General features: G+C 49.9%; 1 protein-coding gene (cut by a window edge). It reads left to right on the top strand.

What is annotated here, in order from left to right:
• Nucleotides 1-46: 46 nt before the first annotated feature.
• Nucleotides 47-8,352 carry the 5' portion of a TcdA/TcdB catalytic glycosyltransferase domain-containing protein gene (locus P6910_RS09135; RefSeq protein WP_317145963.1) on the top strand. 19,852 nt of this gene lie beyond the right edge of the window, so only the first 8,306 of its 28,158 coding nucleotides appear in the window; its start codon is at nucleotides 47-49; its stop codon lies beyond the right edge, outside the window.

The raw sequence follows: 8,352 nt of genomic DNA, 5'->3' as shown, positions 1-8,352 counted from the left end.
GACAGGTCAAGGCTGAATGGCCTGTCAGTTACGGAGAGCTTCCCGTATGCCTGCCAATCTGACTGATACCAATCCTCTCAGCCCTGCTCCCAAAAGACAATGGCTGGATACCAGCGATAACTGGTTTTACTCGGCCACTGTTAATACCGATACCTTTACCATCAGACTGTTGGTGAACCCGGCCAACCCGGAGTCGGTCTTTGCCACGCCAGAACACATTATTACTGTCAGGACAGCCATTGACCGAGCCTTCTGGTTAATTGAGCAGTCCGGTTTTTTTCCTCACTACATACATCGGAATATCAGTATTATCCTGTCTGACCCTGATTTGCCGGGGCAGAATATCTATTATGACGACGATGGCGTGACATTGTTAATCGGGCAATCGATCATCAATCCGTCATTATTGCCCCAGGCTTCGGGCAAAGCTGCCGGTATAGCCGATGCTCCCGGAACTGACCGAATCGTTGCCAGGTTGTTGAACAACATGGCAATGGTCGTTTATGAAGCCTGTGACCCCAATAACTTCTGGTCAGAATTTCAGGCGCGCCAGAAAGGTTCCAAAGAAAATGGTGGCGGTTTAATCCCCTCTCCCATCAGCCAGGCTGGTGACGTGGTTTCTGCTACAGCCACTCAAACACAGCTCGACTTTATCTCTGAAACCCTGGCTGCCAAATGGTTGAATCAGAAAGTATCGCCGACTTCACTCTATTGGCTGGAGTCTTTGCTTCCTGATCTGTTCAATAGCCCAAAAAATCTTGAGAAACCTCCAACTCCTCTAAGTGCCGAATTGCAAGCCAGGCACTGGCATTCTAAAAACGACCTTAGTCAAACACTGGCCTGGCTCAAAAGCGAGGAGATCCCTTCAACAGGCAATGTTACCAGACCCCTGCCTGACAATTATTTTACATTCACGCCCGTCGCGCCGCTTTTGCGCATCGACGAGACAATAACCTGTCCCGCTTTTGGTGAAGGTTACCGCACCCGTGTTAACGGAACAGAAATAGCCGTCAGGGTATACCCCCAGGGCGACGCCGCTCCGTCACTGGGACTGGTCGACATCACCCTTGATGTGGAAGGCTATCGTTCGCGGGGTTACAAGGATCCGGCACAAAGGCTCCAGCGGCTGGTCTTTGACCTTGAGAAATTGGCAGGGCTGTTTCTGCACGGTGGTCTTAACCGGCAGTTGCTGGCCTTTCTTCGCGGACTTCAGATTGCCAATGATCCGGGTGGCCCGGATCACAAGATCCCTCTTATCAGGGCAGAGTCCGACCGATTATTTATTGACAGTGACACCACCTTCATAAACGACAGTCAGCCACTGATTCGTCTGGGAGCCGCCGATCTTTCCCGGCACTCTGACGGAGCTCTTGGGCACGGACTGTCATCCCTGCTGGTACCTGCATGGCGAAAAACCCTGGCGGACAGTGCCGTGGCTGTGGCCGGTATTGAACAGCTCTGGGGAATGACTGGCAAAAGGCTGGAAGCACTGCAAGCGCATTATGGGCTGGATGAACGTTACCAGGCCCGGCAATGGCCAGCACAGTCCGGTGATCTCTACCAGCGGCTGGTGTCAGGCCAACGCCATAACCTCAGAAAGCGGGGTGGCACTGCAGAAGACTTTGTTGATGCCGTCCGCGAACTTTATCAGGGTGACGGGCTGGCACCAGCACTGGCCAGCGTTATGGAAGACTGGCAACCGTCAACGGAGACTGACCGCACAACCGGGGAAATGGCGGATTTACTCAAGGCTATTGTCACAGTTTACGACGAACAACCTTTGCGCAGTAAACAATGGTTTTTCCGCAGAGCACTTGATGACAGTCTGGACTGGCTGACTGCCAGAGATCCTGACAATCCGGCTCTGGCAAACCTTCAGCGACTGAAAAAAAATGATGAAACACAACAGGATGAATACGATGGCCTGTTGGAGCCAGAGCAGTCGCCGCTCCTTAACAATGCCACCAGCAGCGTTCGGGGCAGATTCCTTACCCTCAAGGCTCTGGGTGACTGGATAGGGGTTTACCTGGCGCCGGACTACCTGGCCAGCTCCAGTAACCAGACCCTCGCCAGTGACCTGCGGCAATTGGTAGACGCCAGCGACCTGTTCAGACGCCGGTTGAACAATACCGACGCGTTACGGAGGCTGTCGGGCAATGTAACGACCCCGATCAGACCCGACACCCTTGGTGATATACACGACAAAAGTTTAATGAAGGTCTCCCCCGATGAGCGCAACAGGACGATTCCCGGGGAGTATGTCAGTTTGATTATCCTCGGTCGCAAGGGCGCATCCCCCGACAGCAAGTCCGGCCCGCTGACCTACCTGCCCATAGATCATAGTGCCGAAAATGATACCGTCCATGATCTTGCCCCGACCAACCAGACAGTCAATAACGGCACCTTCACTGTCATCCATTTTGATCCGGCCGAGGGGGACCTGCCCTACGGTACCGGGTGGCTGTCAGGCCATCTTTCGTTCTTTTACCAGCTGGGGGAAACATTGCGACTGGCCCTCGGGCTGACGCCAGAGGAAGATGCCAATGCGGCCAAAAACCGGATTCGTACTGAGCTTGGTTTGCCGCGGTACTATCTCGAACAGGACAGACTCGAACAGGACAGACTCGAACAGGACAGACCCGGACAGGAAAGACTGCCGTTACCGGTAGTGAACCCTCGTCAGGTGATGGTCAAAGACACCTTGCCCTTACAGGTAAGGTTTAATCAAACGACAGTGACAGACGCCAGAAAATCCGTGCGACTGGCAGTGACCGGGCACGGCTCTTTGGGGCGTCATCTGGAACTGACGGCAGAGCCTGACGGGAACGGCAGCTATCGTCTGCAACTGGCGTCCATTGGCACAATGACCGCAGATAACGGTCTTCTGCCACCCTACCTGTGGCGCTATCCCGGAGTTGCCAGACCGGCTGCAGGACACAGAGTTCGCCGTGCCGATCCAAATCCTGTTGAAGGTTCAATCGACCAACTCATTCCTGACTCCAGGACATTCCAAAAGAAATTTGGTTTGTTATTAGTCTACGAACGCTCCTCGAACAAAAACTTAAACGAGCGTTTTGAAAACCTGCTCGCGGCTTTTAAAAATCTCGATGGCCTCCGCGATTTAAATACTCCGTTAACCTTTCCCGCGGTCTTTGGGGTCTACGGAAAACTCGTCAACCTGATCGGGCATCACCTGCAGGAAATCGGCACAACATTTATGAAACTGGCTACAGACTTCGAGAGCTGGCTTCAACACAATCTGGAATCAATCCCCAAACAGCTGCATTTTGTCAGCGTTAACCCGACCGACTGGGAGCTGAGCAATATCCGCTTATGGATTAAGACAAATTCAGAGTCCGGATTAACAATAAACCTCTGGTATGACACGAATGCAATGCTTGCCGGTGTGCTTGCCGAAGCCCTTAAAGAATCAGTGACCAGTAAATTGACCAGCCAACCCGGTCCCGGTAATCCATCTGATTTTGAATCGGAATTACTGAAAGAACTGATGAGGCTACAGGATGAGGCCTGGAAAGCCATAGAGCCAAAACTGGAACAGGGCCAGCCATTTGATCAGGCGTCGAAGGATTTTCTTGTAGACCATCTCAACTATAAAACGGATATTGACGAAAAAAAAACCAGCAAGTTGGAGTACTACCGGCAATTCGAAAAGGAGATAAAGTCTTCTTATCCTGAGGTAAAGTTCTCCTTCAGGGATATTGGTGAGATCTGGGAAGACGGAGAAGAGGCCAGAAATTACTATCTCAGGGAGCTGGGGTTGCGTGGCAATCAGTTTGCAGCCGCTGCACTGGTGAAAAACAAGGTGATTACTACTCTCGGTGGCGTTTATTCTGATACGTCCCTTTCGCCTGCCATTAATGAGGATCTTTTCGAGGGTATTGATTTTTCAGACGTCAGCAAAACGGATTGGGTCAGAGTAGGTGCGGTACAGACACAGCTGGTCATCCAGCGGCTTGGCAAAGAATTCCGTCCTGCGGTGCAGGACCCTGTCATTAAACAGAAAGTTTCAGACGACCTTGCCTGGTTCGGTGAAAAATACCCCAGGTTGAAGCGCGATTTTGAAGATCTTTTGGAAAAATCTGAACCCTCGCGACTGTTAAAGCCTTTGGAAAAAATTAAAGTCATACCCAATCAGGCCTACGTGCCATCAGAAAAGAATCCAGGTTTATTTTTTGCGGCTAAACCGGGCATCCCAACCATGGAGCTGGCCCAAAGAACCCTTCTGTCGCACTATGAAAAGATCAGTCGATTTAAATTGTCCGATGTGACAAGTTGGAGCACTGCCAGATACAAAGAATTCTTTTTAATCGCTAGTGAGATTGATGTTGCAGCATTGGCTTATTATCGATTTGGAGGGGTATCAAAATTTGCAGAAGGCTATCAAATTCTGAATGGCGATCTCGCCCTCAGGGTAAGCCATACTCTGATGAATTGGTATGATAGCTACAAAACTTTGCTGGATGCCCTGCAATCGCCTCCCTCAGGATGCTTTAGCATTTCTGCCGAAACGGTAGCTGTCTGGAACCACGAAAACGATATCACAAACTATATAAGGGCGGATCCGCACAACAGAAGCCAATACAGTTATGATCTGGTTATCCAGATGGAGTCTGGCGATGATAAGCCGATTGGCAAGGCCAGCCGATACCTGTTTCGCAAATATGAAAATCGCGAAAAAACTGGTAGTTACCCTTCAGTCCGCTGGCTGGTCGTTGACAACGGTTATTGGTCAGACAGAGAGACAGGCGCAAGGATTAATAATGATGATATTCGCAAATTTCTGGACGGAGATAGCCGAATTCATGTGGTAGGCCTTGGTAAGTCCAAGAACGGGAAATTTACCCTGAGCGGGCAAACCGCGTCAGCGCTGTCACAAAAAATCAATGAATTGATCGGTGATACCCCGGTAAAAACCGTTAACCTGATTGGCTCAGGTATTGATCACGGTGGGCTTGTCAGCCAGTACCTGAAAGAAACCCTGAAAGCAACAAAAACCCGGACAGTGACTGCCCGTGACGGTCTTTTGAGAGTTGATATCTGGGGGCGCCTGTGGGTTGGACTGCATTCTGACACGGGTCTGGTGACCTGGTCACTGGCCGACAAACCTGACAAGCTTAAAGCGCTTCGCATAAGTAACGGTGACGTCACCGTCGAACGCCTGCCTGAAAAAGACCAGTTTACTGAAGGTGCTGTTGGACTCCGGCAGCTGCCCTCTGTGTTGTCACAGAACAGCGGCTTGTTGGGGCCCGCCAATCCCGATGATGCAGTGCCGACTCTGGCGATGTTCAAGCGCAACCTGAAACCGCAACTGCGTGCTCTCGGTTCAAATAATTTAGAATCGCTCGAGAAGAAAATCGCACAATTTGATCAACTTCGCCAAGACGGAACTGCCCTTGAAAAATATGCCCTTGTCTATCGCATGCAGGAAGACCTGCACGGAATTCTTAGTGGGGAATCAGCGGCCCCCCACCTGGCCGCCACTATAAAACAGTACCTGCTGGATGCTTTGGCGGAGGTTCCTGAAAAGCTTCACTGTATCTGGATTGGTCGTCTCAACGAAGGTGTTAAAGATCACATCAGGATCTGGGCCAGGATGGTTTCCTGGCCGCTAACACTCTGGTATGACCCACAAGCGGTTTTAGCCCCCCTGCTTGCCCGGGAAATATATAAGACAGTCGCTGCTGAAAAAATACCCGAATCATTCCTGACAAAAGAAAATAACAAAGATGAATTTTTGGCACGTTTTTATCATCTGCAAGATCTGGCCTACAGCGCGATAAAAAAAGGAGTCGCCCAGGGCAAACCCTTCGATCAAATGGCAAAGGCGTTTTTAGTCGACCATTTGGGTATGGATCTAAAGAAAATAGAGGCAATACAAAGCCAGAGCCTGAAGGAATTCACGGATTTTGCCAATGAGCTGACCAGCCTTCAGGGCGACCCCGGATCCGGGGGATTCAGGCTGGCCGATATCAATCAACTCTGGCGCCATGAAGCCAATCTGAAAGAGCGGTATGTGAAAGAGCTTGCGCTGAGGGGAATTTTTGCCGCAGCAGCAGATGTGGTAAGGGTGGCGGTACTGACTGATGACAAGGAAGGGGGAGGCGCCTATTTTGATGTCGACACATTACCTGCTTTTAACAAGAATTTGTTTAAACATATTGAAACTCCGAAACAAATCTCTTTTGAACACAACCGGGAGTATTTAATTAACCATGCGATTATAAAATATCTTGGCCAGCCAGGGCCGGAACAGCTGTTTTTTAACAAGACACCTGACTCAAAAAAAGAGAAATATTATAACCAGGTAAAGGAAGAATACCCTGACTTTATCAGAGCTATTGAAGAGGCCATAGCTAATCACAACAAAGAGCCTCTTTTCGTTTTTCCAGAACGGCTCAAGGTTATTCCTGGCTCAGTGGAGATAAAATTAGAATATATAGAAACAGCCCATTACAGCAACGGTTTTATTATCGCACCACCAGACAGTGATGTTCTCAAGGCAGTTAAGGCAGAAATTATAAGACGTTATCAATTGATTGAACGTTTAAATATCGACAGCCCATTTAAAGATTTTGATGCTGACATACATAAAACTGTAAACTCAATCGCCAATGAATTGGGTATTGAGCCGAAAACCGCATCGATGTTTTTCGATTATCGAAGAGATGGAATACAGCGTGGATCTAAATCGTCGATGCTTGTATCCGGTTCGAAAGTGTTTATAAAAGTCTTCGAGCGTTATTTGTTAAATTATTTTTTAAGAAAGGATCTTATTGATCAAGAATTCCAATTCACTTTCACACAAGTTAATCCCTTGGCAAAGATGGATTTAGTCAGTGTCGATACTGATGAAAGCCCCAGTAGCTGGGTGGCCAATACTGATAAAACCGTGCGTTATGCCCTGACCGCTGAGCAAGACAGCAATTATAAAAACCAGATTATTCTCCAATTGGGTAACAGCGAGAATGAAATCAAAGCCAGCTTATACCTGAGAAAAAAATATCAGCCTGATTTCAGCCGTCTTATACGACTGAAGTCTGACGACACCCTGATTGAACCGGAGACAGGCCACGCCATTGAGCTTGAAGCATTGCAAGCTGACTTTCTTAAAGACGACACCCGTATTATTGTAGTTGGCCACGGCAGTCAGGTTCAGGGGGAAAAGGCCGGTTCCGACCAGTTTATCCTGGGTGGGAAGACAGTTGCGCAACTGGCCAAAGTGCTTGAGCACGTGACCGGCGGGCGGTTTGTCGACACTGTCAGTCTGGTGGGTTGTGGAGCTGATGCCAGTGGCGAGCATTATCCTGTTGAAGATTTCGCCAGGACACTGTTTGCTGAAATCCGGACAAAACGAATCACTTTCCGTAACGCCCTGGTAGCGGTGGATGGATTCGGCCGCAAATGGACCGGCACCTTGCCTGCCGACGGCGATGTCCTGTGGTCACAGTCAGACCGTCGCGTCAAGCTGGTGCTTGAGGAGGACAATCAGGGGCAGTTAGTTGCCCGCCAGCTTCCGGTTGCAGAAGGGCTGGTGAAAAAACTCCGGGATTTGCCCGCTTTGCCCCCCGGCAGGGATTATGCCCATCTGGGCAAGGATGCCCCTCATTTCGATCAGGCCAGACGCTTACTGCTTGAAACGATTATCGGAAACAATGGCAGGCAGAAACTCTCAGACCTGATTGAGCATTACAACCGTGAACTGTATCAACTCACCGGTGATAACCTTTCCCCTTATCGGTTGATGCCATTGCCGGTTGCTGATGTCGAGCTTCCTCTTGCCCCAAAAGAGCCTCAGCCAGAAAAAAAACGTCAGATGCGCGCCTTTGTCCGCACAGACTCAATCGGTGACCCGTATTCCGGGGTTGGTCAGCTGGCCTATGGCGATCCCCTGGCGCAAGAGAATTTTGCCCGGATCCAGCAGGAGGGGTATCTGCTGGCCACGGGAGTCACAAAGTCGCCATCCGATGCCATGGCAGCACTGTTTACCCGCCTGTTGCTTGGGTCTTTGCAGGACATTATGGCACCTGATGCCAATGACATAGATCCGTTCCGTGTCTCCAGCCTTGACCTGATGGCTTCGGTATTGGGAAAAGATGACCTGCATGCTCTCCATGGCCAACAGAAACAAAATGACTTTTCCAACTTGAGCCAGCGGTATATCAAGTCTCTGAAAAAGCTATTGGGTCACTTTCTGGCGGACAAAGCAGACGCAGAAAAAGTATCGAGACTGAACGCCGGGAAAAGGAGTCAGTTGCTTCAAAAAACGCTTTCCCTTGGGATTGATAAAAGGGTGAAGCACTATCCCTATGACACTGTCGCTTTTTCGGGTCC

The organism is Endozoicomonas sp. 8E (genome assembly GCF_032883915.1).
GTDB lineage: Bacteria > Pseudomonadota > Gammaproteobacteria > Pseudomonadales > Endozoicomonadaceae > Endozoicomonas_A.
Note: the sequence above shows the minus strand (reverse complement) of the source record. Positions and strands in the feature narration are given on the sequence as shown.